General features: G+C 71.6%; 20 protein-coding genes. 10 read left to right on the top strand and 10 right to left on the bottom strand.

Going from position 1 to position 26818, the window contains the following annotated elements; genetic code table 11:
• Positions 1 to 401 precede the first annotated feature (401 nt).
• Positions 402 to 851, top strand: a complete 450-nt coding sequence (locus ACZ7L0_RS37720) for a PTS sugar transporter subunit IIA (RefSeq protein ID WP_471247089.1) — start codon at positions 402 to 404, stop codon at positions 849 to 851.
• Between the two features lie 79 nt (positions 852 to 930).
• Positions 931 to 2601, top strand: a complete 1671-nt coding sequence (gene ptsP / locus ACZ7L0_RS37725; RefSeq protein ID WP_471247090.1) for a phosphoenolpyruvate--protein phosphotransferase — start codon at positions 931 to 933, stop codon at positions 2599 to 2601.
• A 67-nt stretch (positions 2602 to 2668) separates the two neighbouring features.
• Here the strand turns inward: ptsP and ACZ7L0_RS37730 are convergent, their stop codons facing one another.
• Together ACZ7L0_RS37730 and ACZ7L0_RS37735 are read right to left on the bottom strand one after the other, a co-directional pair.
• A complete protein-coding gene (locus tag ACZ7L0_RS37730) occupies positions 2669 to 3562 on the bottom strand; it encodes a hypothetical protein (RefSeq protein ID WP_471247091.1) in 894 nt (297 codons plus the stop codon).
• A gap of 102 nt (positions 3563 to 3664) precedes the next feature.
• Positions 3665 to 5632 (bottom strand): acetoacetate--CoA ligase, encoded by a 1968-nt coding sequence (locus ACZ7L0_RS37735; protein WP_471247092.1) that lies wholly within the window; start codon positions 5630 to 5632, stop codon positions 3665 to 3667.
• Positions 5633 to 5843: 211 nt separating this feature from the next.
• On the opposite strand from ACZ7L0_RS37735, the gene ACZ7L0_RS37740 reads away from it, so the two are divergent.
• Positions 5844 to 8204: a glycoside hydrolase family 31 protein gene (locus tag ACZ7L0_RS37740; protein WP_471247093.1), complete on the top strand. Its 2361-nt coding sequence runs from the start codon at positions 5844 to 5846 to the stop codon at positions 8202 to 8204.
• Positions 8205 to 8211: 7 nt separating this feature from the next.
• Here ACZ7L0_RS37740 and ACZ7L0_RS37745 read toward each other — a convergent pair whose 3' ends face one another.
• Positions 8212 to 8748: an NUDIX domain-containing protein gene (locus ACZ7L0_RS37745; protein ID WP_471247094.1), complete on the bottom strand. Its 537-nt coding sequence runs from the start codon at positions 8746 to 8748 to the stop codon at positions 8212 to 8214.
• 225 nt (positions 8749 to 8973) lie between these two features.
• Between ACZ7L0_RS37745 and ACZ7L0_RS37750 the strand changes: the two genes are divergently transcribed.
• The 5 genes from ACZ7L0_RS37750 (at position 8974) to glpK (ending at position 15021) form a co-directional block, all read left to right on the top strand.
• Entirely contained in the window at positions 8974 to 9420 is a 447-nt protein-coding gene (locus tag ACZ7L0_RS37750) for a Zn-ribbon domain-containing OB-fold protein (protein ID WP_471247095.1), read from the top strand.
• On the top strand, positions 9417 to 10607 hold the full coding sequence (locus tag ACZ7L0_RS37755) for a lipid-transfer protein (protein WP_471247096.1): 1191 nt from the start codon (positions 9417 to 9419) through the stop codon (positions 10605 to 10607). The genes ACZ7L0_RS37750 and ACZ7L0_RS37755 overlap by 4 nt, the downstream gene beginning before the upstream one ends.
• Positions 10608 to 10734: 127 nt before the next feature.
• A complete protein-coding gene (locus ACZ7L0_RS37760; protein ID WP_471247097.1) occupies positions 10735 to 12384 on the top strand; it encodes an EAL domain-containing protein in 1650 nt (549 codons plus the stop codon).
• A 346-nt stretch (positions 12385 to 12730) separates the two neighbouring features.
• On the top strand, positions 12731 to 13480 hold the full coding sequence (locus ACZ7L0_RS37765; RefSeq protein ID WP_471247098.1) for an MIP/aquaporin family protein: 750 nt from the start codon (positions 12731 to 12733) through the stop codon (positions 13478 to 13480).
• A gap of 20 nt (positions 13481 to 13500) precedes the next feature.
• Positions 13501 to 15021 carry a glycerol kinase GlpK gene (glpK, locus tag ACZ7L0_RS37770; RefSeq protein ID WP_471247099.1) on the top strand — a complete coding sequence of 507 codons (1521 nt, stop codon included), beginning with the start codon at positions 13501 to 13503 and terminating at the stop codon, positions 15019 to 15021.
• A gap of 151 nt (positions 15022 to 15172) precedes the next feature.
• Here the strand turns inward: glpK and ACZ7L0_RS37775 are convergent, their stop codons facing one another.
• From ACZ7L0_RS37775 to ACZ7L0_RS37795, 5 genes are read right to left on the bottom strand one after another with little or no spacing between them, the layout of a single operon-like run.
• The gene (locus ACZ7L0_RS37775; RefSeq protein WP_471247100.1) at positions 15173 to 15778 is read right to left on the bottom strand and encodes a GTP-binding protein; all 606 of its coding nucleotides are present in this window, start codon (positions 15776 to 15778) and stop codon (positions 15173 to 15175) included.
• Positions 15759 to 19376: a hydantoinase B/oxoprolinase family protein gene (locus tag ACZ7L0_RS37780; protein WP_471247101.1), complete on the bottom strand. Its 3618-nt coding sequence runs from the start codon at positions 19374 to 19376 to the stop codon at positions 15759 to 15761. Before ACZ7L0_RS37780 ends, ACZ7L0_RS37775 begins: the two co-directional genes overlap by 20 nt.
• A gap of 24 nt (positions 19377 to 19400) precedes the next feature.
• Entirely contained in the window at positions 19401 to 19796 is a 396-nt protein-coding gene (locus tag ACZ7L0_RS37785; protein ID WP_471247102.1) for a DUF742 domain-containing protein, read from the bottom strand.
• A gap of 9 nt (positions 19797 to 19805) precedes the next feature.
• Entirely contained in the window at positions 19806 to 20240 is a 435-nt protein-coding gene (locus tag ACZ7L0_RS37790; protein ID WP_471247103.1) for a roadblock/LC7 domain-containing protein, read from the bottom strand.
• Positions 20237 to 23068, bottom strand: a complete 2832-nt coding sequence (locus ACZ7L0_RS37795; RefSeq protein ID WP_471247104.1) for a sensor histidine kinase — start codon at positions 23066 to 23068, stop codon at positions 20237 to 20239. The genes ACZ7L0_RS37790 and ACZ7L0_RS37795 overlap by 4 nt, the downstream gene beginning before the upstream one ends.
• Positions 23069 to 23489: 421 nt before the next feature.
• Here ACZ7L0_RS37795 and ACZ7L0_RS37800 point away from each other — a divergent pair, with 421 nt between their 5' ends.
• Positions 23490 to 24044 (top strand): hypothetical protein, encoded by a 555-nt coding sequence (locus ACZ7L0_RS37800; RefSeq protein WP_471247194.1) that lies wholly within the window; start codon positions 23490 to 23492, stop codon positions 24042 to 24044.
• Positions 24045 to 24081: 37 nt separating this feature from the next.
• On the opposite strand, the gene ACZ7L0_RS37805 is transcribed toward ACZ7L0_RS37800, so the two are convergent.
• Both ACZ7L0_RS37805 and ACZ7L0_RS37810 read right to left on the bottom strand, forming a co-directional pair.
• The gene (locus ACZ7L0_RS37805) at positions 24082 to 25275 is read right to left on the bottom strand and encodes an NAD(P)/FAD-dependent oxidoreductase (RefSeq protein WP_471247105.1); all 1194 of its coding nucleotides are present in this window, start codon (positions 25273 to 25275) and stop codon (positions 24082 to 24084) included.
• Between the two features lie 28 nt (positions 25276 to 25303).
• Positions 25304 to 25627, bottom strand: coding sequence for a bifunctional 3-phenylpropionate/cinnamic acid dioxygenase ferredoxin subunit (locus ACZ7L0_RS37810; protein ID WP_471247106.1), 324 nt, complete (start codon positions 25625 to 25627; stop codon positions 25304 to 25306).
• A 308-nt stretch (positions 25628 to 25935) separates the two neighbouring features.
• Here ACZ7L0_RS37810 and ACZ7L0_RS37815 point away from each other — a divergent pair, with 308 nt between their 5' ends.
• Positions 25936 to 26766: an IclR family transcriptional regulator gene (locus tag ACZ7L0_RS37815; protein ID WP_471247107.1), complete on the top strand. Its 831-nt coding sequence runs from the start codon at positions 25936 to 25938 to the stop codon at positions 26764 to 26766.
• The last annotated feature ends 52 nt before the right edge of the window (positions 26767 to 26818 follow it).

The raw sequence follows: 26818 nt of genomic DNA on the forward strand, positions 1-26818 counted from the left end.
TTGATTTTTGGCACGCTGTTGAGTTCTCAAGGAACGGTCGCTTCCTTTGTACTCACCCTCTCGGGCTTTCCTCCGGGCTTCCCTTCGGTGTTTCCAACTCTACCAGTGTTTTTCCGTCTCTCCGACCACCCTCCCGCAGACATGCGGAAGATGACCCCGAGATAGGATCTGACAAGTTGGATGCTGCTGAGCAAGGATGCTTGGTCGCGTCACTCGGCGTCGAGCAGGGTTACGACTGTACACGGAGCCTTGAAGGCGGTGCAAATCGCCGAGGGTTGTGGTCTAGACCTCTAGCCGCTAACTTCCATACGGAACCGTCAGTTCCTATGACATACGCTGCTGCCAGTGTGCCGTCCGGGACAGCGACGGCCCATTTGATCTCCACCCCTGGGAGGCTTCCCATGACCACCGTGACGTCGCCGCTGGCCGGACGTGCCATCGGACTGGCAGCCGTGCCGGATCCGGTCTTCTCCGGGGCCATGGTCGGCCCCGGCACCGCGATCGACCCCGTGCGGGAGCCGTCCGAGGCCGTGTCGCCCGTTGACGGCGTCATCGTCTCTCTGCATCCGCATGCCTTCGTCGTCGTCGACGAGCAGGGGCACGGCGTGCTCACCCACCTTGGTATCGACACCGTGCAGCTCAACGGTGAAGGCTTCGAGCTGCTCGTGAACAAGGGCGACACGGTGCGGCGCGGACAGGCCGTCGTGCGCTGGAACCCGGCCGCCGTCGAGGCCGCCGGGAAGTCTCCGGTCTGCCCGGTCGTGGCGCTGGAGGCCACGGCCGCTTCTCTCTCCGACCTCCGCGACGACGGTGAAGTGAAGGCCGGCGACAGTCTCTTCCTCTGGAAGTGATGTCGGTGCCGTCGTACAGACGGTGAACAGAACAACCATCGCGGCGGCGGGACCCGCCGCACTATCGGAGACGGGTGAGATGGAGACAACGCTGCGAGGCGTCGGCGTGAGCCACGGTGTGGCGATCGGCGAGGTTCGGCACATGGGAACGGCGGTGCTGGAGCCGCCTGCCAAGCAGATCCCGGCGGAGGAGGCGGAGCGCGAGCAGGGGCGTGCCCGTCAGGCTGTGGAGGCTGTGGCTGCCGACTTGATGGCGCGCGGCAACCTGGCGGGGGGCGAAGCCCAGGCGGTGCTCGAAGCGCAGGCCATGATGGCCCAGGACCCCGAGCTGATCGCGGACGTGGATCGGCGTATCGCCGTCGGCAGCACGGCCGAGCGGGCCGTGTACGACGCGTTCGCCGCGTACCGCGAGCTGCTGGCCGGCGCCGGTGAGTACCTCGCCGGGCGCGTGGCCGACCTCGACGACGTGCGGAATCGTATCGTCGCCCGGCTGCTGGGGGTGCCCATGCCGGGCGTCCCGGACAGCGACGAGCCGTACGTGCTGGTCGCCCGTGACCTCGCGCCGGCCGACACCGCGCTGCTGGATCCGACGCTGGTCCTCGGTTTCGTCACCGAGGAGGGCGGTCCGACCAGTCACAGCGCGATCCTGGCGCGGGCGCTCGGCGTTCCGGCCGTGGTGGCGCTGCCGGGGGCCGGTGAGCTCGCCGAGGGCACGCTGATCGCGGTCGACGGCAGCAGCGGCGACATCTTCGTGAACCCCAGCGAGGAGAAGAAGGCCCAGCTCGAGGCCGCCGCAGCCGAGCGCAAGGCGGCGCTGGCCGCCTCGACCGGACCGGGCGCCACCGCCGACGGGCACAAGGTGCCGCTGCTGGCCAACGTCGGCGGTCCGTCGGACGTCCCGGCCGCCCTCGATGCGGGAGCTGAGGGTGTCGGTCTGTTCCGTACCGAGTTCCTGTTCCTCGACGACAGCAAGAACGCCCCGTCCGAGGAGAAGCAGGTCGAGGCCTACCGGCAGGTTCTCGAGGCTTTCCCCGAGGGCCGTGTCGTGGTACGTGTCCTGGACGCGGGTGCCGACAAGCCGCTGGACTTCCTGACGCCGGCGGACGAGCCGAACCCGGCGCTGGGCGTGCGAGGCCTGCGGACGCTGCTCGACCACCCCGAGATTCTGCGCACGCAGCTGACGGCGCTCGCGAAGGCCGCGGAGGGGCTGCCCGTCTACCTCGAGGTCATGGCCCCGATGGTGGCCGACCGTGCAGATGCCAAGGCGTTCGCTGACGCGTGCCGTGAGGCGGGGCTCCGGGCGAAGTTCGGTGCGATGGTGGAGATCCCCTCGGCCGCGCTGCGAGCGCGCTCGATCCTGCAGGAGGTCGAGTTCCTGTCCCTGGGAACCAACGACCTCGCGCAGTACACCTTCGCCGCGGACCGTCAGGTGGGTGCGGTCTCGCGCCTGCAGGATCCGTGGCAGCCCGCGCTGCTCGACCTGGTCGCGCTGTCCGCGGAGGCGGCGAAGGCCGAGGGCAAGAGCTGCGGCGTCTGCGGTGAGGCCGCGTCCGACCCGCTGCTGGCCTGTGTGCTGACGGGTCTGGGTGTCACCTCCCTGTCCATGGGCGCGGCGTCGATTCCTTACGTCCGGGCCGCGCTGGGCAAGTACACGCTGGCGCAGTGCGAGCGTGCGGCGGCGGCCGCGCGGGCGGCGGACAGCGCCGCGGATGCGCGCGACGCCGCCCAGGCGGTGCTGTCCGGCGAGTAGGCCCGGGACCCGTCGTCGGCTGTTTTTCAGGGGCGCTCCACCTGCGGGTGGGGCGCCCCTGGTGCGTTCAGTGGCGGTGTTCGGTCGCCGGGTCCTCCTCTTCGAGGTCGGGGGCCACGCAGTAGTCGACGCCTGATTCCGGGGAGATGATGTCGCCGGTCTCGATGTCGGTGCAGTAGGCGTCGAAGACCTCACCCGCGGTGAGCGGGTGCAGGCCGTTCCCTCGTAGGCGCCAGCCGTAGATGCGGTCGGTCTTGCCCTGGGCGCTGGTGCGCATGACGAGTCCGCCGGGACTGCGGGTGGCGAGGCCGGCGGCGAGGACGGTGGTGAATTCGAGGGCCTCGGCCTCGTCGAGGTGGAGGGTGCTGTCGATGTCCTCGTCGGCATGGAGGACGGAGACGAGCGCTTCGGGGGTGCCCGAGACGCTGCAGACGAGATGCCGGTCGCCTGGTGGCGCCGTGTCGAGGATGCGGACGACGAGGTCTGAGGCGCGGGTGAAGGCGGCGCGGCCGATGTCCTCGCCGCAGGTGGGGCAGGGGCCCAGCCTGGCCAGCAAGGTGGTGGCGTACTGCCAGGTGGCCTGCCGGACGGCTTCGTCGACGAGGGCGGGTACGAGGTCCGTGAGGGCCTGGCCCTCGTAGGGGATCGTGGGGCCGGTGGCCGCGATCTCGGCCGTGAAGCGGGTGCGGCTCGACGGGGCGTCCGGCTCCAGGCCGCTCTCCGTACAGAACTCCGCGTACTCCTCCGGGTCGAAGAGGGCCACTGTGGTGTGGCTGCCCTGGGAGGCGCGGGTCCGGAGCAGAGCCTCCACCTGTCGGAGATAGGTGGTGTGGTCGTCGAAGGTGAAGCTGCGGTAGCGCCGCATGGCGCGGAAGTCGTGTTCGTCGGTCAGCAGACCGATGGTGCCGGCGATTTCGCGGCGCAGGACGCGTCGCATGGTCCGGTGGTCGGTGTGCGCCATGTTTTCCCCCTGTGCACAGTCGATCAATGCTCACTCACCGTAACCGGCGGCACTGACAATCGAGACTGCGCCAGGGGGCGGCTGAGGGGGTCGGTGCCGGGGTCAGGCTCGCTTGCGGGCCAGTTCCTCGTAGAAGCCGAGGAGGTCGAGGTTGTCGATGGAGCCCGGGTTGACGGCCTTGTCCAGGGGGGTGCCCTGGAGGAGGCGCTTGACCGGGACCTCGATGCGCTTTCCGGTGAGGGTGTGCGGCACCCCGGGCACTTCGATGATCTCGTCGGGGACGTGCCGCGGTGAGAGCTGTTCGCGGATGGCCCGCTTGACGCGGTTCAGGAGGGCCTCGTCGAGGACCGCTCCGGGCGCCAGGTGCACGAACAGGGGCATCCAGTAGCCGCCGTCTGGCTGCTCGATGCCGATGACCAGGGATTCCCTGATCTCCGGGAGACGTTCGACGACCTCGTAGATGTCGGCCGAACCCATGCGGACGCCCTGCCGGTTGAGCGTGGAGTCGGATCTGCCGTGGATGACGACGGAGCCCCGGGAGGTGACGGTGATCCAGTCGCCGTGGCGCCAGACGCCGGGATAGGTGTCGAAGTAGCTGTCGTGGTAGCGGCTGCCGTCGGGGTCGTTCCAGAAGTGGATCGGCATGGACGGCATGGGGTTGGTGACCACGAGTTCGCCCACCTCGTCGACGAGGGGCTCGCCGGCCGGGTCCCAGGACTGCAGGTCGGTGCCCAGGCTGGGCGCCTGGAGTTCGCCGGTGTACACCGGGAGTGTCGGTACGGCGCCCGCGAAGCAGGAGCACACGTCCGTGCCGCCGCTGACCGAGGCGATCCACAGGTCCTCGCGGACCTCGTCGTGCAGCCAGCGGAAGCCGTCGGGCGGCAGGGGCGAGCCGGTGGTGGCGACGCACTGCACCCGGGAGAGGTCGAAGTCGCGGGAGGGGTGGACGCCCGCCTTGCGGCAGGCCATGACGTAGGCGGCCGAGGTGCCGTAGAGGGTGGCTCCGGTGCGTTCGGCGATCCGCCACTGGGCGCCCGTGTCCGGATAGCCGGGGCTGCCGTCGTACAGGACGACCGTCGTGCCGGTGAGGAGGCCGGAGACGAGGAAGTTCCACATCATCCAGCCGGTCGAGGTGTACCAGAAGAAACGGTTCTCGGGGCCGAGGTCGCAGTGCAGGCCGAGTTGTTTGAGGTGTTCGACCAGGATGCCGCCCTGGGACTGGACGATGGCCTTGGGCAGACCGGTCGTCCCGGAGGAGTAGAGCACCCACAGGGGGTGGTCGAACGGGACCTGTTCGAAGACGGGCTCGGTGTCGGCAGCCGTCAGGGACGCCCAGTCCAGAGCGCCTTCGGGTGCCTGCGTACCGAGCAGGGGGATGTGGACGACGGCACGCAGGGTGGGCAGCTCGCGGCGCAGCTCGGCGACGATCTCACGGCGGTCGTGTTCCTTGCCGCCGTAGCGGTAGCCGTCGACGGTGAACAGGACGACCGGTTCGACCTGCTGGAAGCGGTCGAGGACGCTGCGGGCGCCGAAGTCGGGCGCGCAGGAGGTCCACACCGCGCCCACGGCGGCGGTGGCGAGCAGGGCGACGACGGCCTGCGGGATGTTCGGGAGGTAGCCGCTGATCCGGTCCCCGGGACGGACGCCGAGAGCGCGTAGTTCGGTGGCCAGGGAGCCGACCTGGCGGCGCAACTCGGACCAGGTGACCGGCCGGGGCTCGTGGGTTTCGTCTACGCAGAGGAGCGCGGGCTGGTCCGGGCGGTCCGCGGCGGCGCGCAGGGCGTGCTCGGCGTAGTTCAGCGTCGCCCCGGGGAACCATTGCGCTCCGGGCATCGAGCGGTCGCCCAGCACGCGCGCGTAGGGCGTGGAGAACCGTACGTCGAACCACTCGGTGACGGCCTCCCAGAAGGTGTCCAGGTGGTCGACGGACCAGCGGTGCAGCGCGGGGTAGCCGCCCTCGGCCGGGGCGCCGTGGTGCTCGGCCGCCCAGGCCTGGAACTGGGTGATACGGGCTCGGGCGATCCGTTCCGGATCCGGCTGCCAGAGCGGCTGGGGGTTCGCGGTCGACATGGTGCGGCTCCCGGACTGTGCGCGTTGTGGGCGTCGTCGCGCACGGGCTGGGTGTGCGCGTGACGCGGCTGACACGGACGATGCCATGTGATCGACTTCTATACCAGGGCGCGCCCCACACAGTCCGTGACGTGAAGGTGTGGTCCCAGCATGGGTGAACGGCAGTTGAACGACACGCGCGCGTGGCGCCGTCAATGGCAAGGTGAGCGGTATGGACGGTCGTGACCTGGTGCGTTCGGTGAAGGTGGTGAGTTCGTCGGGGGCGGCACAGGGGCTGCGTACGGTACGGGCGGCGTGGCGCAGGAGGCGTGCCGACACCGTGGGGCTGCCGCCGCGGGGAGCCGAGCGTGCGCGGGTGCCCGGCCCGGTGCTGGGCGCGGAGCCGGGTCCGGGGGGCGGTGTGATCCGCTTCAGCCGGTCGGAGCTGCGCATCACAGTGGCGGTGAACGGGGCTGTCTTCTGGGGCTGGGACGGGGCCGGGCCGGAGCCGTCGTACGCGCTCGCGGGGCGCTGCCCTGAGCCGGATCCCCGGGCGGTCCTGGAGCCGGACAGGGACGGCGGCTGGCGGGTGGTGGCGGAGCGTGTGACGGTCGCCGTCTCCCGGCACGGCGCGGTCGAGGTGTGCACGCCCGGAGGCGTGATGCTGCGGCGTGATCTGCCGCCGCGGTGGTGGGAGCCGGTCGGTGGGGGCCCGGCGCGCTGGATGCAGCGGTCGGAGGTGGCGGCCGACGCGCGCTTCTTCGGGCTGGGGGGCCGGGCGTCGGGGCCGCGGCTGCGCGACGGGACGTACCGGCTGTGGAACACCGATCCGGGCCGTGCCTTCGCCCCGGGCGACGATCCGCTGTACGTCACCATGCCGGTGCAGCTGGTGGTGTCGGACGCGGCCACGCATCTGGTGTTCCACGACACGTCGTGGGACGGCACGGTGACGCTGCGGGAGGGCGTGGAGGGGGCCGGTTCGGGGCACGACCGCGCCGGGAGGTCCGAGCTGCGGGTGGACGGCGGCCCGTTGCGCTGCTGGGTGATGGTGGGCACCCCCGCGCGCGTGCTGCACGTCTGGGCCTCGCTCAGCGGCGCGCCCGCGCTGCCGCCGGCGTGGGCGCTGGGGCACCATCACGCCCGCTGGGGTTTCGGCAGTGAGCAGGAGGTGCGGCGGATCGTCGCGGGCTACCAGGAGCGTGGTCTGCCGCTGGACGCCGTCCATCTGGACATCGATCACTACGACGCGCATCAGGTGTTCACCGTCGACCAGGAGCGCTTCCCGAAGCTGCCGGTGCTGGCGGAGGAGTTGCGCCGGGACGGGATCCGGCTGGTGTCGATCGTCGATCCGGCGGTGAAGGCGGCTGCGGGCAATGCCGTGTACGACGGTGGGGCGGCCGTGGACGCGTTCGTACGGGATGCCTCCGGGCGGACGGTGCGGGGCGAGGTGTGGGCCGGTGAGTCGGTCTATCCGGACTTCACGCACGCGCGCGTGCGCAAGTGGTGGGGTGGGCTCTACGAGGAGCGGCTCGCGCGGGGCTTCGCCGGGTTCTGGCACGACATGAACGAACCGACGTCGTTCAACGCCTTCGGTGAGTCGACCCTGCCGCGCTCGGCCCGGCACTCCATGGAGGGGTGCGGCGGGGACCACCGGGAGGCGCACAACGTGTACGCGCTGTGCATGGCCAGGGCGGGTTACGAGGGGCTGCGTGAACTGGCTCCCCAGGAGCGGCCGTTCCTGTTCTCGCGCTCGGGCTGGGCCGGGATGCAGCGCTACGGGGGCACCTGGTCCGGGGATGTCGCCACGGGCTGGCCGGGGTTGCGTGCCTCGCTGTCGCTGGTCATGGGGCTCGGGTTGTGCGGGGTGCCGTATTCGGGGCCGGATGTGGGCGGGTTCGACGGCAGCCCCTCGCCGGAGTTGTATCTGCGGTGGTTCCAGCTGGGCGCCTATCTGCCGCTGTTCCGCACGCACGCGAGTCTGCGGGCGGGACGCAGGGAGCCGTGGGCGTTCGGTGCCGAGGTGCTGGAGCACGCGCGCGGGGCTCTGTTGGAGCGCCGGCGTCTGCTGCCGTACTTCATGACGCTGGCGCATCTGGCCCGGCGTACCGGCGCGCCCTATGTGCGGCCCCTGTGGTGGGGGGCGCCGGAGGACCGCGCGCTGCGCGACTGCGAGGACGCGTTCCTGCTGGGCGACTGCCTCCTGGTGGCACCGGTGCTCGATCCGGGGGCGGACCGGCGGCCGGTGCAGGTGCCGCGGGGACGCTGGTACGACACCGTGACGGAGCAGGTGTACGAGGGACCGGGGCAGGTGCTCGTCGACGCGCCTCTGTCTCGGATCCCGGTGCTCGCGCGCGCGGGGGCGATCGTTCCCGTGCGGGGCGACGACGGCGGGCTGGAGCTGGAGGTGTGGGCGCCCGTCCGAGGACGCACCGGGGCCGGGCTGGTCGTGCCGGACGCGGGCGACGGGTGGGACGAACCGGAGGTCGAGCACTACGTCGCCCGCTGGGAGGGCCGACGGCTGGTGGTCGTGCGGGAGCGGGAGGACGGCGCGAGCGAGCCGCCCTACCCGGTGCGCGTCCGAGGACTCGGCTGAGGCCTGCTCAGACGTACCGGCCTTCGAACCACGCCCGCGCGACCAGGGTGTGCAGCGGGAAGGCGAGCTCTTCCGGCCTGCGCAGCAGGTGCCAGCCCTCCGTCTCGTCCGTTTCGGCCGACGGCGGCAGTCCTTCGGCGGGGCGTTCCGGGAGGAGACCGAAAAGCAGCAGGTGTCCGTCGGGCGAGCTCAGGGCGTCGGCCAGGCGCACGTCGCGGGCGGCCGCGTCGATGCCGGTCTCCTCTTTGAGCTCGCGGACGACGGCGTGGCGCCAGTCCTCGCGGTCGTCGATGTAACCGCCCGGCAGTGCGGTGCCCCCGCGCGCGGGGGGGACGGTTCGGGTGATGACGACCAGGGCGGTGCCCTTCGTGTCGTACACGGGCTGGAGGGCGACCGCGACCGGCAGCGGATTGCGGTAGACGACGGTCCCGCAGGACGGACAGGTGCGGGGCCAGCCGGAGACTCCCTCGCCATAGGACGCTCCACAGCTCGAGCAGTGGGAGTTCGGCGCGGAGACGGCGGTTGGGTGCTGGATTTCGGACACGCGCGGACTGTATCCGATCAAAGGAGGGGCGTCTTCTGGAAACAGTCGGGCCCCAAATCGCAAGAAAGCAGAGAGGGGCCGGAACCACCCCCGTCGGCCCCGGCCACCTCTCCCGTTACCACGACGCCGGAAGGGGCTGTGCGGTTCTGCGGGACGGGTCTGCTCTTTTCCGGTTGCCCGTGGCACACTTCTGACGTTCCGTCAGATTCGGTGCGGGGAGGGAATGTGTCGGGCGCACGCACGCCTGCCGTGGCGGGCTGGTTCACCGGCGAGGGGGACGGCTTCAGGCTCCTCGGCACGCGCTGTTCGGCCTGCGCGTCGGTCTTCTTCCCCCGCGAGGACACCCACTGCCGCAACCCGGAGTGCCGGGGCGGTGACCTGGAGGAGGTCCCGCTGTCACGGCGCGGGCGGATCTGGTCGTACACCGACAGCCGCTACCGGCCACCGTCACCCTATGTGAGCGATCCGGAAATTCCGTGGGAGCCGTACGCGTTGATCGCGGTGGAGCTGGAGTCCGAGCGGATCGTGGTGCTGGGACAGGCGGTTCCCGGGATCACCGTCGCCGATCTGACGGTGGGCATGGAGGTGGAGGTCGTCCCCGGAGTGCTGTACGAGGACGCGGAGACGACCTGGACGATCTGGCGCTGGCGGCCGACGGGGGTGGCGGAATGACGGCGGACGTGGCGGTGCTCGGCGTGGGCATGCACCCCTGGGGCAAATGGGGGCGCGGCTTCGTGGAGTACGGGGCGGCGGCGGCCCGCGCGGCCCTCGCGGACGCCGGTCTGCGGTGGCGGGACATCGGCTCGGTCGTCGGCGCGAACACGGTCCGCGGTGGATATCCGGGACATGTCTCGGGCGCGACGTTCGCCAGGGCCCTGGGATGGCAGGGTGCCCGGGTCACCAGCGTGTACGCGGCGTGCGCCTCCGGGGCGCAGGCGGTCGCCACCGCGCGTGCCCAGATCCTCGCCGGGCTCGCGGACGCGGTGCTGGTGGTCGGTGCGGACGCGGCCCCCAAGGGTTTCTTCCGGCCCGGTGGCGGGGACCGGCCCGACGACCCGGACTGGCTGCGCTTCCGTCTGCTGGGGGCGACGAATCCGGCGTACTTCGGGCTGTACGCGCGCCGGCGGATGGCCGTGCACGGGGACACCCTGGAGGACTTCGCGCTGGTCAAGGTGAAGAACGCGGCCCAGGGGGCGCTGAACCCGTACGCCCGTTACCGCAAGCGGGTCACCGCCGAGGAGGTGGCCGCATCGGCGGTCGTCGCCGATCCGCTGCGGCTGCTCGACATCTGCGCGACCTCCGACGGCGGCGCGGCGCTGGTGCTGTCCAGCACCGACTTCGCGCGTCGGCACGGCGTGGCCGCCCCGGTGCGGATCCGGGCGGTCTCCACCGTGACGCCGCGCTATCCCAGCACCGTGCTGGACCTGCCGGACATCGCCACGGACTCCGCGGCGGCGGTGGCGCCCCCGGACGAGACGTTCCGGGCGTCGATCGCCCGGGCCGCATACGAGGAGGCGGGCATCGGCCCGGAGGACCTGTCCCTGGCCGAGGTGTACGACCTGTCCACCGCCCTGGAGCTGCAGTGGTACGAGGATCTGGGGCTGTGCGGCGCCGGTGAGGGCGCGAAGCTGCTGCGGGAGGGCGCGACAGGCCCGGGCGGCCGCATACCGGTGAACGCCGGCGGCGGGCTCGCCTCCTTCGGGGAGGCCGTTCCGGCCCAGGCGATCGCCCAGGTCTGCGAAGTCACCTGGCAGTTGAGGGGCACCGCCGGTGACCGGCAGGTCGCCGGGGCGCGCGTGGGCATCACGGCCAACCAAGGACTGTTCGGGCACGGCTCGTCGGTGATCGCGGTCCGGTGAGGAGCGGCGCGCTTGTGTGACAGGGAGGTCACAGGGCTTTTCCTACGCTCTGTGACCATCCCGGAATGCTGCGTGAACGTCTCATGAACTGCCCCTGGGCGTGCACGCGCGGCGCCATCATGCTCCCGTGCACTCCTGGACGGATACTCTCCGCTTCGCCTTCCAGCCGGTGGTCAACCTGAGGACCGGTGGGGTCGCCGCACTGGAGATACTCGCGCGCCCGGAGACCGGGGACATCCTGGCCGAGGCCCGGCGGGATCCCGAACTCGACGGCAGACTGGCCGTGTTGGCCCTCAGGACGGCGGTCCGCAAGGAGACGATGCTGCCGCTGCACCTCAACGTCTTCGCGGCCACCCTCGCCGACCTGGGCGGTCTCAGCCGCCTGCGGGACGCCGTGCAGGAGGCGGGCCGGTTGCCGTGGGAGGTCACGCTCGACATCGTTCCGCCCTTCACTCACGTGCCGCAGCCGGCGCTGCTGGAAGCGGTGACGGTACTGCGCGGACAGGGTTTCCGGATCAGCGCGGACGGCATCGGGGACGGTGACGTACCCCTGCGGCTGCTCACCGACCTCGCCCCCGACGTGGTGAAACTCGACGCCTCGCTGCTGGCGCGCCCGGCCGCGGTGCGGGCGATGCGGACACTGTGCGAGCAGCTCGGCGCCATGCTGTCGGTCGAGGGCGTGGAGACCGAACTGCAGTGTGCGGCCGCGCTGTCGGCCGGGGCGCAGCTCGCGCAGGGTGAGCTGTTCGCACCGCCGGCCCGGATCCCGATGGCGGATGTATACGTTCCGCCCCGTTCCCCGGCTTTCGGGGCCGTGCCCCGGTCGGGGCCGTCGGTGCGGGAGTTCGTGCGGCCCGCCGCGCTGCTGCCGGTCACAGCCTCCGCGGGCCAGGTACGGGCGCTGCTGACCTGCTCGCCCGACGTGTCCGGGGTGCTGCTCGTCGACCAGACCGGAGCGCCGGTCCGGTCGGTGCACCGCTCCCGCTTCCTGCTGTCGATGTCGGGCCGCTACGGGCACGCCCTGTACGCCGACCGACCCGCCGTCAAGCTGGGCGACCCGCCGCGCACGGTCGGCGTCGACGCAACGGCCTGGGAGGTCCTGGACGTGGTGGCGGTCGGCGGACCGGACCGTACCTCGGACGACGTGGCGGTCGTGGACCACTACGGGCGGTGCGTCGGCGTCGTCCGGCTGGCCGACCTCGTACGGGCACTGGCCGAGACCAGGGTCGAGGAGGCGGCGGGGCTCAATCCGCTGACCCGGCTGCCCGGTTCGGACGCGATCACCGGGGAGGTCGACCGGCGCATCGCCGACGGGCGGGCGTTCACGCTGAGCTGGCTGGACATCGACCACTTCAAACGGGTCAACGACGGTGCCGGGTTCGCGGCCGGCGACGAGCTGATCCGGTCGGTGGGGCGGGCGCTGCAGCAGGCGGTGACCGGGCACGCGCGCGTGGGGCACATCGGCGGGGACGACTTCCTGGTGCTCACCGAGGAGGAGGGGCTGGAGCCGCTGGTCGCCGCCGTGCTCGACGCTCCCTGGTCGGCGGGCGACCACCGGGTCACCCTGTCCCTGGCCACCGTCCTGTGCACGCCGGGCAGCGTGAGCGACCACCGGCAGGCCGCCGCGTGTCTGGCACCGCTGAAGAAGGCGGCGAAGTCGCTGCGCGGGGCCAGCTGGGTGCTGGGGCGCGCGGGGCTGCCCGGTCACGAGATCCGGCGCGGCACGGAGACGATGCCCGCCCAGGCGGGGTGCGCGGCCGTGGAACCGCTGGGCTGACCTACCGTCCGCTCCCCTCCCTCCAGCACCCTTTGAGGGCCCGGAGGGTTCCACGCGGGCGGCTGTCACCGTTGGCGTCGGCAACCTTGACGCTCCCACGGCACCGGTGAACACTTCCGGTGTCGGTCGGCACCGCCGTACATTCCCGGCGTATCTGGCACTGCGCCGCGCGGGTCTCTCCTGAGTCACGGCCCGCTCCCCCACGGGTGATTCGGCTGTCACGGCACGCTCGTCACGGACGCCGGGCGGGGCGCGGGACCCTCCCTGCCTTCGGCTGAAGTCGCCAAGGGAAACGTCCCTGCACTCGGGCCGGCCAGCCGCCCCGGGTCAGCGCCTAGGAGCCGCCATGAGCAACGGAGACATATTCGTCGGCGAGGTCATCGGTACCGCCATCCTGATCCTCTTCGGTGCCGGTGTCTGCGCCGCCGTCACCCTCAGATACTCCAAGGCGCGGGCCTCGGGGTGGGTGGTGATCGCGTTCGGCTGGGGATTCGCCGTGCTGGCGGGCGCCTACACCGCCGCTCCCCTCTCCGGTGGACACCTCAACCCCGCGGTCACCATCGGCATCGCCGTCGACACCGGCGAGTGGGGCAAAGTCTGGCTCTACCTGCTGGGCCAGATCGTCGGCGCGATGCTCGGGGCCGTCCTGGCGTACCTGGTCTACCTCGCCCAGTTCCAGGCCAACGTGCGCACGACGGGCACCACCGAGGGGACCGCCGACGAACCGGTGCCCACCCTCGGCATCTTCTCGACCATCCCGGAGATCCGTAATCCGGTCGCCAACCTGATCACGGAGATCATCGCGACGATCGCGCTCGTCCTGCCGATCCTCGCCTTCGGGCTGACCAAGGGGCTCGGCGAGTCCGGCACCACCGTGCTGATCGTCTCGCTGCTCGTCGTCGGTATCGGCCTCTCCCTGGGCGGGCCCACCGGCTATGCGATCAACCCCGCCCGCGACCTCGGCCCGCGCATCGTGCACGCCTTCCTGCCGATCCCGAACAAGGGCACCTCCGACTGGGGTTACGCCTGGATTCCCGTCGTCGGCCCGCTGATCGGCGGGGCGCTCGCGGGCCTCATCTACAAAGCAGCCTTCTGACCAGCGACCAAGGGGCAGCCATGACGGACAACGCCGAGAAGTACGTCGCCGCCATCGACCAGGGCACCACCTCGAGCCGCTGCATCATCTTCGACCACGGTGGCGCGATCGTCGCCGTCGACCAGCGTGAACACCGCCAGATCTTCCCGAAGCCGGGCTGGGTGGAGCACGACGCCACCGAGATCTGGTCCAAGGTGCAGGCGGTGGTCGCCGGGGCCGTCGCCAAGGCCGGGCTGCGCGCCGACCAGCTCAGCGCGCTCGGCATCACCAACCAGCGCGAGACGACGGTCCTCTGGGACCGCGCCACCGGCAAACCCGTGCACAACGCGATCGTCTGGCAGGACACCCGTACCGCGGCCCTGTGCCACGAGCTGGGCGGCCCGGACGGGCAGGACCGTTTCCGCGAGCAGACCGGGTTGCCGCTGGCCAGCTACTTCTCCGGCCCCAAGGCGGCCTGGCTGCTCGACACGGTGCCGGGGCTCAGGGACCGCGCCGAACGCGGCGAGATCGCCTTCGGGACCATCGACTCCTGGCTGATCTGGAACCTCACCGGGGGCACCGAGGGCGGGCGGCACGTCACCGACGTGACCAACGCCGGGCGCACCATGCTGATGAACCTGGAGACCCTCCAGTGGGACGCGTCCATCCTGTCCGCGATGAACGTGCCCGAAGCGGTCCTCCCCGAAATCAGGTCCTCCGCCGAGGTCTACGGCACGGCCGTCGGCCAGCTCGCCGGCGTGCCCGTCGCGTCCGCGCTGGGCGACCAGCAGGCGGCCGTGTTCGGACAGGCGTGCTACGACGTCGGCACGGCGAAGAACACCTACGGCACGGGCAGTTTCCTCCTCCTCAACACCGGCAACCGGCCGGTTCCCTCCAAGAGCGGGCTGCTGACGACCATGGGCTACAAGATCGGCGGTGAGGCGCCGGTCTACTGCCTGGAGGGCTCCATAGCGATAACGGGCGCGCTGGTGCAGTGGTTCCGGGACCAGCTCGGCATCATCCGCACCGCCGACGAGATCGAGACGCTGGCGGCGAGCGTGGAGGACAACGGCGGCGCCTACATCGTGCCCGCCTTCTCGGGCCTGTTCGCCCCCTACTGGCGCTCCGACGCACGCGGGGTCGTCACGGGCCTGACCCGGTACGTGACGAAGGCTCACCTCGCGCGCGCGGTCCTGGAGGCGACGAGCTGGCAGACACGGGAGGTCGTGGACGCCATGTTCCAGGACTCCGGGGTACGGATCACGACCCTGAAGGTGGACGGCGGCATGACCAAGAACAACCTGCTCATGCAGCATCAGGCCGATGTCCTCGGGGTGCCGGTGATCCGGCCCAGGGTCTCCGAGACGACCTGTCTGGGCGCGGCTTACGCGGCCGGCCTCGCCACGGGCGTGTGGAACGACCTCGACGAGCTGAAGTCGCACTGGCAGAAGGACGCGGAGTGGACGCCCGCCATGGAGGCGTCGGTGCGTGACCGCGAGTACCGCAACTGGCGCAAGGCCGTGGAGAAGAGCTTCGGCTGGCTGGAGGAGGGCGACCAGTAGCGGTACCCGGAGCACGGCTGGAGGAGGGCGACCGGGGTAGACGAGCTCCACGCGCGCGTGGGCAGCCCATGGACCACGGCCCGTACCCCGGTCGGCGGGGTACGGGCCGTGCTCGTGTCTGCGGGGTGGTGCGTCGGTGTCGAACGGCGCGTCAGGTGGTCACGGCCTGGCGGCGATCGGCCGCGTACGCCATGGCGTGCTGGACGACCCCGATCAACACGTCCTTGACGGACTCCCGGTCCCGTGCGTCGCACAGTACGAGCGGTACGTCGTCGTCGAGGTCGAGGGCCTGGCGGACGTCCTCGGCCGGATAGCGGACGGCTCCCTCGAAGCAGTTGACGCCGACGACGAAGGGGATGGAGCGCCGCTCGAAGTAGTCGACGGCGGCGAAGCAGTCCTCCAGCCGACGGGTGTCCGCCAGGACCACCGCGCCCAGCGCCCCTTCGGAGAGCTCGTCCCACATGAACCAGAACCGCTCCTGCCCGGGCGTCCCGAACAGATACAGCACCAGGTCCTCGCGCAGCGTGATGCGGCCGAAGTCCATGGCCACGGTGGTGGTGCGCTTGCCCTCCACACCGCTGGTGTCGTCCACCGGGCGCCCGGCCTCGGTGAGCAGCTCCTCGGTGCGCAGCGGCCTGATCTCGCTGACCGCTCCGACCATGGTCGTCTTGCCCACGCCGAAGCCGCCGGCCACCAGGATCTTGAGCGTGACGGGCTCGACCGGGGGCTTGCCGCGCTCAGAACGCCCGAAGATCATCGATCTCTTCTCCTGCTTGATGGGGGTCGGGTGACGGTGGGCCGTAGCCGCCGCCACCAGGGGTTTCGATGACGAGTACGTCTCCGGGGCCGACGTCCGCCGAGTCGCTTCCGCCGAGTGCGGTGACCGTGCCGTCGGCCCGTTCCACACGGTTGACGCCCAGAGCGCCCGGGCAGCCGCCCGCCATTCCGTACGGCGGGACCCGGCGGTGCTGGGACAGCGTGGAGACGGTCATGGCCTCGCCGAAGCGGATACGACGCACCGCGCCGTCCCCGCCGCGCCAGCGCCCGGCGCCGCCGCTCCCCGGCCGGACCGCGAACTCCTCCAGCCGCACGGGCAGTCGCCACTCCAGTACTTCCGGGTCGGTCAGGCGCGAGTTGGTCATGTGGGTCTGCACGACACTCGCGCCGGGGAAGCCGTCGCCGGCGCCGGATCCGGAGGCGACGGTCTCGTAGTACTGGTGGCGGTCGTTTCCGAAGGTGACGTTGTTCATGGTCCCGGATCCCTCGGCCTGGACGCCGAGCGCCGCGTACAGGGCGCCGGTGATGGCCTGCGAGGTCTCGACGTTGCCCGCGACCACCGCGGCCGGAGGCTCGGGGGCCAGCATCGATCCGGGCGGTACGAGGATGTCCAGGGGGCGCAGGCAGCCGTCGTTGAGCGGGATGTCGTCGGCCACCAGGGTGCGGAAGACGTAGAGCACGGCGGCGTTGACGACCGAGTAGGGGGCGTTGAAGTTGCTTTCGAGCTGCGCGGAGGTACCGGCGAAGTCGATGGTGGCGCGGCGGTTGTCGCGGTCGACGCGCACCTGGACGTGGATGACGGCGCCCGAGTCGGTCTCGTAGGCGTACTCGCCGTCGTCCAGGGCGTCGATGACACGGCGGACCGCCTCCTCGGCGTTGTCCTGGACGTGCCGCATGTAGGCCTGGACGACGTCGAGGCCGAAGTCCTCGATCATGCGGCCGACCTCGTCGACGCCCTTGCGGTTGGCGGCGATCTGGGCGCGCAGGTCGGCGAGGTTGGTCCGGGGGTTGCGGGAGGGGTGGGGCGCCTCGGTCAGCAGGCGGAGGGTCTCCTCCTCGCGGAGCCGGCCGTTCTCGGCGAGCAGCCAGTTGTCGAAGAGGACGCCCTCCTCGTCGATGGTGCGGCTGTCGGCGGGCATGGAGCCCGGTGCGATGCCGCCGATCTCGGCGTGGTGGCCGCGTGAGGCGACGTAGAAGAGGGTGCGGTCACCCTCCGTGTCGAACACCGGGGTGATGACGGTGACGTCGGGCAGGTGGGTGCCGCCGTGGTACGGGTCATTGACGGCGTAGGTGTCGCCCGGCCTCATCGAGTCGCTTCGGCGGCGGATGACCTCCTTGACGCTGGTGCCCATGGAGCCCAGGTGGACGGGGATGTGCGGGGCGTTGGCCACCAGGTTTCCGTCCGGGTCGAACAGGGCGCAGGAGAAGTCCAGACGTTCTTTGATGTTGACGGACTGGGCCGTCGACTCCAGCCGGGCGCCCATCTGTTCGGCGATGGACATGAACAGGTTGTTGAACACCTCGAGGAGAACCGGATCGGTTTCCGTGTCGAGTTCGGAACTCTGTGTGACCACCGCGCGTTCCATGACCAGATGCCCGTCGTCGGTGGCCGCGGCCCGCCAGCCGTCGTCGACGACGGTCGTCGCGCCGGCCTCGGTGATGATCGCGGGGCCGGTGACGGTCTCGCCGGGGGGCAGGTCCTCGCGGCGGTGGAGGGGTACGTCGCGCCAGGACCCGCCGGTGTGCAGACGGACGGTGTCGGGAGCGGCGGCGTGGCCCTCGTAGGGGGCGAGTGCGGAGAGATCGGGGGGGTCGGTGATGCCGGTGGCTTCCACGGAGAGGGCTTCGACGACGATCGGGCGGTCGAGGGTGAAGGAGTACGTGGCGCGATGACGTTCTTCGAAGGCGTGCCGCATGCTGTCGGGCCCGGTCAGCTCGACCGTGAGGGTGGTGTCCGTGCCGTCGTAGCGGAGCTGGGCCCGGCGGGTGATCCTGATGCGGTCCGGCGGGACGTCCTCGGCGAGGAGTTCGGCGCGGGCCGCGGCCTCCAGCTCGTCGGCCGTCTTCCGCACGCCCGGCATCGAGGCGGCCTCCAGGGGTGCCTCGACGGACTGCTCGCGCATGGCGGTGGTGTCGGCGAGGCCGATGCCGAGCGCGGAGAGAAGACCGGCCATGGGCGGTACGAGGACGGTGCGGATGCCGAGCGAGTCGGCGACGAGGCACGCGTGCTGACCGCCCGCGCCGCCGAAGGTGGTGAGGGCGTAGCGGGTGACGTCGTGGCCCTTCTGGACGGAGATCCGCTTCACGGCGCCCGCGATGTTGGCGACGGCGATCTGCAGATAGCCCTCGGCGACCTGCTCCGGGGTGCGGTCGTCGCCGGTCCGTTCGCGGATCTCGCGCGCGAGAGTCGTGAAGCGGTCGCGGACGAGTGCGGCGTCCAGTGGCTGGTCCCCGCCGGGGCCGAAGACCTGGGGGAAGTGCGCGGGCTGGATGCGGCCGAGCATGACGTTGGCGTCGGTGACCGCGAGCGGGCCGCCGCCGCGGTAGCAGGCGGGTCCGGGGTCCGCGCCCGCCGAGTCCGGGCCCACCCGGTAGCGGGAGCCGTCGAAGTGCAGCACCGAACCGCCACCGGCGGCGACGGTGTGGATGTCCAGCATGGGAGCGCGCAGCCGGACGCCCGCGAGCCTTGTGGTGAAGACGCGTTCGTACTCGCCTGCGAAGTGGGAGACGTCGGTGGAGGTGCCGCCCATGTCGAAGCCGATGACACGGTCGAAGCCGGCGAGCTGCGACATGCGGGCCATGCCGACGATGCCGCCGGCCGGCCCGGACAGGACGGCGTCCTTGCCGCGGAACTGCCCGGCCTCGGCGAGCCCGCCGTTGGACTGCATGAACATCAGCCGCACGCCTTCGAGCTCGCCGGCGACGTGCTGGACGTAGCGGCGCAGCACGGGCGAGAGGTAGGCGTCGACGACGGCGGTGTCCCCGCGCGGGACGAGTTTCATCAGCGGGCTGACCTCGCTGGACAGCGAGATCTGCGGGAAGCCGGTGCGAGCGGCCAGCTCGCCGACGGCCCGTTCGTGGGCGGGGTGGAGGTGGCTGTGCATGCAGACGACGGCGACGGCGCGGATCCCGTCGTCGTACGCCTGCTGGAGCGGGCCCGCGAGCGCGTCCAGGTCGGGGGCCCGCAGGACGGTGCCGTCGGCGGCGATGCGCTCGTCGACCTCGACGACCCGCTCGTAGAGCAGCTCCGGCAGTTCGATGCGGCGGGCGAAGATGTGGGGGCGGTTCTGGTAGGCGATGCGCAGGGCGTCCTGGAAGCCCCGGGTGACGATAAGGAGGGTGCGCGCGCCCTTGCGTTCCAGAAGTGCGTTGGTGGCGACCGTCGTGCCCATACGGACGGCATCGACGGGCTCCTCGGAGCCGTCGAGCAGCGCGCGCACACCGGCGACGGCCGCGTCGGCGTACCGGGCCGGGTTGTCGGACAGCAGTTTGTGCGTGAGCAGCCGGCCGTCCGGGCGCCGCGCGACGACGTCGGTGAAGGTGCCGCCTCGGTCGACCCAGAACTGCCAGCCAGTCACGTCACTACCCCGCTTCCGCGCCGCTCACAGCGCCCGGAGGCCGTTGATCACGTCGCGCAGAATACTCTCGTCCGGCAGCTCGGCCGGGGGTACCGGACGGTTGACGTGGACGAGTTCCTCGTTCACAAGATCGCCGATGAGGACCCGCACCACTCCGATGGGCAGGTCGAGCTCGGCGGCGAGCTCGGCGACCGACTGCGGGGTCTCGCGGCACAGCTCGACGATGTCCACGTGTTCCGGGGACAGTGTCTGGTCCGCTTCCGGGTCGTCCGCGTGGGACTCCGTGACGACCACCGCGATCAGGTCGAGGCGATGCTGGGCCGCACTCGTGGTGCGGCCCCGCGTCATGGCGTAGGGGCGGACGACCGGTCCGGCCTCGTCGTCGAACCAGTGGCTTCTTCCCTGACCGTCTCCGCTCATGTCATCCCACTACCCGCCTGCGGGCAGATCGGTGCGCGGGGCGGTGCCCAGATGCACCCCGACCCGCTTGACCAGGAGCGTCATCTCGTACGCGACCTGGCCCACGTCGGAGTCGGCGTCCGAGAGGACGGCGAGGCAGCTGCCGTCACCGGCGGCCGTCACGAAGAGGAAGGCGTCGTCGAGCTCGACGACGGTCTGCCGGACCGTGCCCGCCTCGAAGTGGCGGCCGACGCCCTTGGCGAGGCTGTGGAAGCCGGAGGCCACGGCGGCCAGGTGCTCGCCGTCCTCCCTGGTGAGGTCCTTGGACACCCCGGTGGGCAGGCCGTCGCCGGAGAGCACGACGGCCTTGCGGATGCTGGCGACCCGGTCGACGAGGTCGTCGAGGAGCCAGTTCAGCTCCCCGTTGTTCGTCGCGCTGTGGCCGGTGGCCTTCGGTGCGGTCATCGACCGTCCCCCTTAGTCGTTCCTTGTGCTGTGCCGTTTTGGGCCCCGTCGCCCGTGGCGTTCTCCTCACGACCACGCTGCCAGCCGCGCTGGAGCGAGGCCATCCGGCTGCGTACCTCGTCGGCGTCGCGCTCGACGGGCTCCGCCTCGCGCCCGGGCCGCCGTTCGGGGTCCTGCCTCAGCTGTGGTGCCAGGTTGGCCTGCCGGACGCGTCTGGGCAGCGGTCCGGTGCCGGACTCGGCGGCCCGGGGCGGGCCGTCGGCGGACGGGCCGCCGGGGCCGCCGGGGGCGATCGCGGGGCGACGGCTGCGCCGGGGCAGCTCCGGGGCCTCGGACTGCTCGTCGGGGCCGGAGGCCGGGAACCGGTCACGCTCGTCGACGCGGTCGGCCAGTCCGGTGGCCCGGCGCGCCGCCGTCTCGCCACGGCGGCGGGTCGGGAGCGGAGCCGGGTCCGCGCCCTGCTCCGGTCGGCGCGGTCCGGCACCCGGGAGGGACTTCTGGTCCGCCTCGTCGCGCCGCGACCGCTGCTCGGTGACGGGCCGCCCGTGCGAGCTCACCAGCTTGGGCGTACCGCGCCGGGGCAGCGGCACGGGGGCGTTCGGGCGGTCGTCGGCACCCGTCCGGTCTTGGGCGCCGGGGAGCTGCTGATGGAGCTCACCCAGCTGCGCCGGGGCCTCGTCCGCGCCGGAGCGGGGGCGGCGGGGGAGGAAGAGCCCGCCGCGTTCGCTGTCCTCGTCGGTGAGGGCGCCCGGGAAGCCGTCGAGGGCGTCGAGGTCGACGGGTGCCTCCAGCTCGACCGGGCCGTCCAGGAGCGAGGGCGGCAGACCGGGCGGCGCGGGCGACTGGGACAGCGCCGACGTACGGCTCTCCTCCCGGCCGACCGCCTTCGCGGGCCGCTCCCGGTCGAGGCGGAAGCCGATGCCGTTGGTGTCCGGTACGTCGTCCGTGAGCAGCACGTCGGGGATGAACACGACCGCGGTGGTGCCGCCGTAGGGCGACGGCTGCAACGAGACGCGGACGTTCTGGCGCTGGGCGAGCCGGCTGACCACGAACAGGCCGAGCCGGTCGGTGTCGGAGAGCTCGAACTCGGGTGTCTCGGCGAGCCGGAGGTTGGCGTCCAGCAGTGCTTCGGCGGCCATGCCGAGGCCCCGGTCGTGGATCTCCAGGGTGAAGCCGTTGGCGACCCGCTCGCCGAGGACCTGCACGGCGGTGTGCGGTGGCGAGAACACCGTGGCGTTCTCGAGGAGTTCGGCCACGAGATGGGTGAGGTCGGCGACGGCCGGACCGGTGACCGCGACGCGCGGCAGCCGGCGGACCTCGATGCGCTCGTAGTCCTCGACCTCGGCCACGGCGGCGCGGACGACGTCCATGAGCTGCACGGGCTTGCGCCACTGCCGCGAGGGAGCGGCGCCGGAGAGGATCACCAGGCCCTCGGCGTGCCGGCGCATGCGGGTGGTGAGGTGGTCGAGCCGGAAGAGGTCGGCGAGTTCGTCGGTGTCCTCGGTCCTGCGCTCCATGGTGTCGAGCAGCGTGAGCTGCTTGTGCAGGAGCACCTGGCTGCGGCGGGCGAGGTTCACGAAGACCTCGGAGACCCCGGCGCGCAGCTCGGCCTGTTTGACGGCGGCCTCGACGGCGGCACGCTGCAGGGTGTTGAGCGCCTGGCCGACCTCGCCGATCTCGTTCCTGTCGTACTCCAGGCGTGGTACCTCGGTCTCCACGTCGACCTGCTCGCCCGCGGAGAGCCTGCGCATCACGCTGGGCAGCCGGACGCCGGACGCGTCGTGCGCCTCCATGCGCAGTTGGCGCAGGTCGCGAATGAGGCTGCGGCCGACGCGGACGGACAGCACGACGGAGAGCAGCAGCGCGACCAGCCCGAGGACGCCGGCGACGGCCGCCTGGACGATCACGCCGAAGGCCACCGGCCGGATGCGGTCCTGGTAGCGGTCGCCGACCTGGTCGTCGAGGGTGCGGAGTTCGTCGAGCACATTGCCCGCGGCGGCGTCCCAGGTCTTGGCGCTGACGTCGTGCGGGGTGCCGGAGCGGATGGCGGCGATGTCCTGCTCGGCCGCGCGCAGCGGAGCGGTGGTGGCGTTGTTCCAGAAGCGTTCGTAGCGGTCGCGTTCCGTGGCGGGCAGCAGCGGCAGGCTCATCTCGTACAGGAGGCTGCGCTGGGCGACGAGGTCGGAGACGTCTCGCGTCTCGACGGCGGAGAGTTTCCCGACGACCAGTGCGGAGCCGACCAGGGCGTCCTCGCGGGAGAGCAGTTCGCGGGCGCGGGTGATGTTGACGAGGGCGCGGGCCTGTTTGTCCATCTCGACGTCGTCGATGCCGTCGAGGGTGGCCAGCAGGCCGTAGCAGGGGTCGACCAGGCTGTTGTACTGGTCCAGGGCCTGGGCCCGGTCGACCGTGCCCTCCTCGATGCTGCGGCGCAGGGAGTCGATGCCGGCAAAGGCGTCCAGCACCGCGGTGAGGTGCTCGCTGTCGTCCGGGTCCATGTTGCCGCGGATGTCGGAGTCCTTGGCGTTCTTACGGATCTTGCGGATGGCATCGTCCGTGGCGGCCCGGGTGCGGCGGAGCGCGGTGAGCGCGTCGGAGGCACGGGGGTCGGCGAGGTAGACGAGGGTCTGGCGGCGTTCCTGCTGCAGGACGCGGACGGTGTCCTCGGTGGGGTAGCCGATGTCCTCCACGATGTCCGTCACGTGGAACAGCCGGGCCACTTCGCGCCCCGTGAGCACGGTCGCGAAACCCCAGATCGCGGTCAGGGACACCAGCGGCACGAGAAGAAGCGCCACGATCTTCCGGCGGATGGACTTCCCGCGAAAGCGCATGGCCTCCCCCAGCTCGACCCCCGCCGGTCGGGGGCACGCATGTGCGTCAACAAACGGCGCGAGCCTACTACCGCCACACCGTTAACTCGAAGACGTGTCCGGAGGCTGAACTTCCGCACCGACGGCAAGACATGGCGAGTTGTCCGGGCATTACGGGAGATTGCCACCGCGATCGAGGCGGCCGGGGCGGAGTGGAACGGGATGTGCCCAGCGGGCCGGTTGGCCGAATTTTTTCGATTGGTGGGAATCTTCGTGACGCGCCGTTCGTCCTTCTCTTCGGGAGATGGGTGCGGAATCGGCCACAGGAGCCGCATCCCGCAACCGGGCAGCGTAAAACAGCGCAAGCCGGGCAGCCACTGGGGAGTTGGTGTCTTCGGACACCGGAGCGAGCGGTTTGCCGGCGGTGGGGAGTGACAGGGTGATGGGCACGGCTGAGCGGCACGAGGCACCCGAGGACGGGGTGGCGGTGCTCTCGAAGGAACGGAGGGGCTCACAGGCGCCGGATCGCGACATTCCGTCACATGGGTTTGACGGAGAGTCGACTGAGCGCGACACAGAGGGGGCCGGAACGCAACAGGATTCGTTCTACCGGCCGTTGTGGGTCGAGGAGCCCGCGCGACGGCGGCGGCTCCCCGACCCGGTGCGGACGGCCGCCGTGCGCGCGGTGCTCATCATCGCGGTGACGCTCATCCAGGCCATGGTGGCCTTCCTGTGCACGATGGCGGGGTCCTGGCTGGCGTTCCCGATGGTGATCAGCAGTGTGGCGAGCACGGTCGTGGCCACCTGGGGCGCGGTCGACGTGTGGGTGACCCGTCAGGTGTGGAACCAGCGCAACGGCGTGGTGTCGGTGCCGAGCAGCACGGCCCGTTCCCTGCGGCGTGAGCGGCGCGCCGCTCGCCGGGAGGCGCGGGCCGCCGAGCGCGAGCGGGCGCGCATACGCCGGCGGGGCGGCGCGGGACAGCTGTCGCACCCCTGAGACACGGGGCGGGCGTCACAGCGCCGCCGCCCCGCGTTCACAGCGCGGCGGGCTGTGCCCGGTTCACCTCGCTCTCCTCGCGCAGGAGTTCGCGTCGCGCCCGCATGAAGGGGCGCGGGTGGTCCACGGAGAGCACCGCGACGGTGCGGCCGTCCCGTTCGTACCGGACGAGGAAGCCCCCCTCACCCGGACCCCCATCGGCGAACTCGCCCTCGGCGACACGGACGGTGTCACCGTCCCTGCGTCGGCCGGCGAACTGGATGCGCGCCCCGTACTGGTCGGACCAGAAGTACGGCACCGACCTGACGGCCTCGAGGGTGCGGCCGGCGAGCAGGTTGGCCACGGCGACGCGGGGCTGCTCGGTCGCGGAGGTCCAGTGTTCGGCCCGGCTGCCGGCCACCCGGGCCACGTCGCCGACGGCGACCACCTGGGGCAGCGCGGTCACACAGCCGTCGTCGCACAGCACCCCGTCGTGCAGGGCGAGCGTGGAGCCCGCCAGCCAGGCGGTGTGGGGCGTGGCGCCGATCCCGACGATCACCACGTCGGCCGGGAGGACGCGGCCGTCGCCGAGCTCCACGCCGGTGACGGCGGCGGTGCCGCGCAGTCCGGCGACGCCCGTGCCGGTGACCAGGTCCACCCCGCCGCGGCGGTGCAGTCCGGCGCACACGGCGGCCATCTCGGCGCCGAGTTGGGGCACGAGCGGGAGCGGGGCGGCCTCGACGACGGTGACGCGGTGGCCCAGGGCGGCGCAGGAGGAGGCGGTCTCGGCGCCGATGAAGCCGCCGCCGATGACGACGACCTGACGCGGGCCTCGCGTGAGTTCCGCGCGCAGGGCGCGGGCGTCGTCGAGGGTGCGCAGGGTGTGCACCCCGGTGAGGCTGTCGCCGGGGAGGCGGCGGGCCGCCGCGCCGGTGGCGATGACGACGCCGTCGGTGGAGACGGTACGGCCGTCGTCGAGCAGCACGGTGCGACCACGGGGGTCGAGGCCACGGGCGCGGACGCCGAGGAGCCATTCGGCGTCGAGCCGGCCGGTCTCCTCGGGGTCCGTGAGGGCGAGGGCGTCCTCGTCGGCGCGGCCCGTGAGGAAGTCCTTGGAGAGGGGAGGCCGGTCATAGGGGCGGTGGGGTTCGTCGCCGACGATCACCAGTCGGCCGTCGAAGCCCTGGGCGCGCAGCTCACGGGCCGCGTAGAGGCCGGAGAGCGAGGCGCCGACGACGGTCACGGTTCTCATGCCGCACGGCTCCTCTCGGTCGAGGCCGTCATGCGGCCGTTCCCTCTTCCGCCATCAGGTGGACGTGGATGAGTCCCTCGTCCACCGTGACGCGGTGGGTGCGGACGGGGCGGCGGGCCGGGAAACAGGTCGGCTCTCCGGTGCGGAGGTCGAATGACGCGGCGTGCAGCGGGCATTCGACCAGGCAGCCCTCCAGCCATCCCTCGGAGAGGGACGCGTCCTGGTGCGTACAGGTGTCGTCGATGGCGTACAGCTCGCCGTCGTCGGTGCGGAACACGGCGATGGGTGGAGTGGTCTCGACGCGGACGCACTCGCCCTCGGGGAGGTCTTCGAGGCGGCAGACGGGTATCACGGGCCCCCCTCTCGGTCCGGGACGCGCGGTCCGGGACCCTCGGTCCAGACCTGCTCGGTGCAGGCAGTCAGGGAGTCCGGACCTGCTTCGGTCCGGGCGGTGAAGGTGAAGCGGTGAGGAGTTGCGGACCGCCGTTGGTCCAGGGCGTCCGGCACCCTTCCGGGATTCGGACGCTTCGGTAACATGATGTTTCACATGGCGCACGATCTCGCGCTATGCGCAACAGAATCCGGGCGGGATGACCGTCGCGTCAAGGGTTTCCCGCAGATGCGGCCCAAACCGGGCCGACAGGTGGTGAGAGTTGAGCCATGACCCGCACGCAGAAGCAGTCTGACCGCAGCGAGGAGAAGGCCGAAAGCCCCGAGAGGCAGAACGGCCGGGGAACGGCGAGCGCCGTGCAGTCGGTGGACCGCGCGGTGAGCGTCCTGGAGATCCTCGCCCGGCACGGCGAGGCGGGCGTCACCGAGATCGCGGAGGAGCTGGAGGTGCACAAGTCCACCGCGTTCCGGCTGCTCGGCGTCCTGGAGAACCGCGGCCTGGTGGCCCAGGCGAAGGACCGCGGCAAGTACTACCTGGGGGCCGGCGTACTACGCCTGGCGGGGGCGGCGGCAGTGCGGCTGGACATCTCGCAGGAGGGCGTCCCGGTCTGCCGGGAACTCGCCGACGAGCTGGGCGAGACGGTGAACATCGCCGTGCTCGACGACGACGCGGCGGTCAACATCATGCAGGCCCGCGGCACCGCGTCGGTGACGGCGCAGAACTGGCTGGGCAGACGCACCCCGCTGCACGCCACCTCCAGCGGCAAGGTGCTGCTCGCCCACCTGCCGCCGACCCTGCGCGAGGGCCTGCTGGCACGCCCCCTGCACCGCTTCACCGAGCGGACGATCACCGGGGCCTCGGCGCTGCGCGGCGAACTGGAGGCCGTCGTCCAGCAGGGCTACGGAGTCACCATCGAGGAGCTGGAGCTGGGGCTCGCCGCCGTGGCCGCACCGGTCCGGGCCCACGACGGCAAGGTGATCGCGGCGATCAGCGTCTCGGGGCCGGTGTACCGACTGAACGCGGACCGGCTGCCGGAGCTGGCGAAGCGGACGGTGGCGGCCGGGGCCGAGCTGTCGCGCCGTATGGGCTACGGCTTCTGACCGAGGCCGGCTGGACGGCCGGTCCGCTCGGCCTCCGGCGGCCGAATCGGGT

Source organism: Streptomyces sp. NPDC039424 (assembly GCF_055639495.1).

Bases quoted from the DNA above. Each gene is read 5' to 3' on its own strand.
- ACZ7L0_RS37755 (WP_471247096.1), top strand. From the start codon at position 9,417: ATGACGGCGGACGTGGCGGTGCTCGGCGTGGGCATGCACCCCTGGGGC.
- ACZ7L0_RS37740 (WP_471247093.1), top strand. From the start codon at position 5,844: ATGGACGGTCGTGACCTGGTGCGTTCGGTGAAGGTGGTGAGTTCGTCG.
- ACZ7L0_RS37765 (WP_471247098.1), top strand. From the start codon at position 12,731: ATGAGCAACGGAGACATATTCGTCGGCGAGGTCATCGGTACCGCCATC.
- ACZ7L0_RS37815 (WP_471247107.1), top strand. From the start codon at position 25,936: ATGACCCGCACGCAGAAGCAGTCTGACCGCAGCGAGGAGAAGGCCGAA.
- ACZ7L0_RS37785 (WP_471247102.1), bottom strand. From the start codon at position 19,796: ATGAGCGGAGACGGTCAGGGAAGAAGCCACTGGTTCGACGACGAGGCC.
- ACZ7L0_RS37800 (WP_471247194.1), top strand. From the start codon at position 23,490: ATGGGCACGGCTGAGCGGCACGAGGCACCCGAGGACGGGGTGGCGGTG.
- ACZ7L0_RS37795 (WP_471247104.1), bottom strand. From the start codon at position 23,068: ATGCGCTTTCGCGGGAAGTCCATCCGCCGGAAGATCGTGGCGCTTCTT.
- ACZ7L0_RS37720 (WP_471247089.1), top strand. From the start codon at position 402: ATGACCACCGTGACGTCGCCGCTGGCCGGACGTGCCATCGGACTGGCA.
- ACZ7L0_RS37775 (WP_471247100.1), bottom strand. From the start codon at position 15,778: ATGATCTTCGGGCGTTCTGAGCGCGGCAAGCCCCCGGTCGAGCCCGTC.
- ACZ7L0_RS37790 (WP_471247103.1), bottom strand. From the start codon at position 20,240: ATGACCGCACCGAAGGCCACCGGCCACAGCGCGACGAACAACGGGGAG.
- ACZ7L0_RS37730 (WP_471247091.1), bottom strand. From the start codon at position 3,562: ATGGCGCACACCGACCACCGGACCATGCGACGCGTCCTGCGCCGCGAA.
- glpK (WP_471247099.1), top strand. From the start codon at position 13,501: ATGACGGACAACGCCGAGAAGTACGTCGCCGCCATCGACCAGGGCACC.
- ACZ7L0_RS37735 (WP_471247092.1), bottom strand. From the start codon at position 5,632: ATGTCGACCGCGAACCCCCAGCCGCTCTGGCAGCCGGATCCGGAACGG.
- ptsP (WP_471247090.1), top strand. From the start codon at position 931: ATGGAGACAACGCTGCGAGGCGTCGGCGTGAGCCACGGTGTGGCGATC.
- ACZ7L0_RS37805 (WP_471247105.1), bottom strand. From the start codon at position 25,275: ATGAGAACCGTGACCGTCGTCGGCGCCTCGCTCTCCGGCCTCTACGCG.